The organism is Herbiconiux daphne (assembly GCF_024979295.1).
Taxonomy (GTDB): Bacteria; Actinomycetota; Actinomycetes; order Actinomycetales; family Microbacteriaceae; genus Herbiconiux; species Herbiconiux daphnes.
The window spans coordinates 1-529 of the sequence record NZ_JANLCJ010000785.1 but is presented as its reverse complement, the minus strand read 5'-3'; the positions used below and the strand labels follow the sequence as shown (position 1 = coordinate 529).

The 529-nt window shown below is 39.3% G+C and carries 1 protein-coding gene; it reads left to right on the top strand.

Annotation, left to right across the window (positions count from 1 at the left end; all coding sequences use genetic code 11):
- The coding region (locus N1032_RS27680; protein WP_259543941.1) for a hypothetical protein at positions 1 to 225 on the top strand (225 nt) is incomplete at its 5' end.
- Positions 226 to 529: the final 304 nt, after the last annotated feature.

The following is a 529-nucleotide window of genomic DNA, read 5'->3' as shown; positions in this document are numbered from 1 at the left end:
TTTAAGCCGGACGATTCAAGCGGGGCGCTACATTATCGCGCTTTGCTTGCCTCGCCTTTCCCGTTGTCATTACTTCCAGGAAAGATCGCAAGATATGAGATTATATTGTTAAAGAGCGGGTACTACCAGGAAAGCGCCTTAAGCGTCTTACTTCCTATACCGCTTATTATCCAGATTCTTAAAACGTTGTCAAACGTTTTTTTTCGTTTCGTCGTACTCGCTTGATTTTTCCGCTTTTGGCGTACTAAAAACCACTTTCCAGGCGTTACGAAACAGAATCCAGATTTTTAAAGAGCGGGTAAATCTACAAAACTACATTACTACATTTTCCGGCCAGGTTAACTAACTTCGTTTTCCTAACCGTTGAAAACAGTATACGCCTTTTTTCAGCCTTTGCAAAACATTTTTTGCATTTTCTTTTTTGCCTTTCCAGGAGTGCAAAAACCACTACAACTAGAAAGAAGAAACCAGGCTAATTTTTAAAGAGCGTAGAAACAGGATAAACCTATTTCTAAAGAAAGCAAGAAAA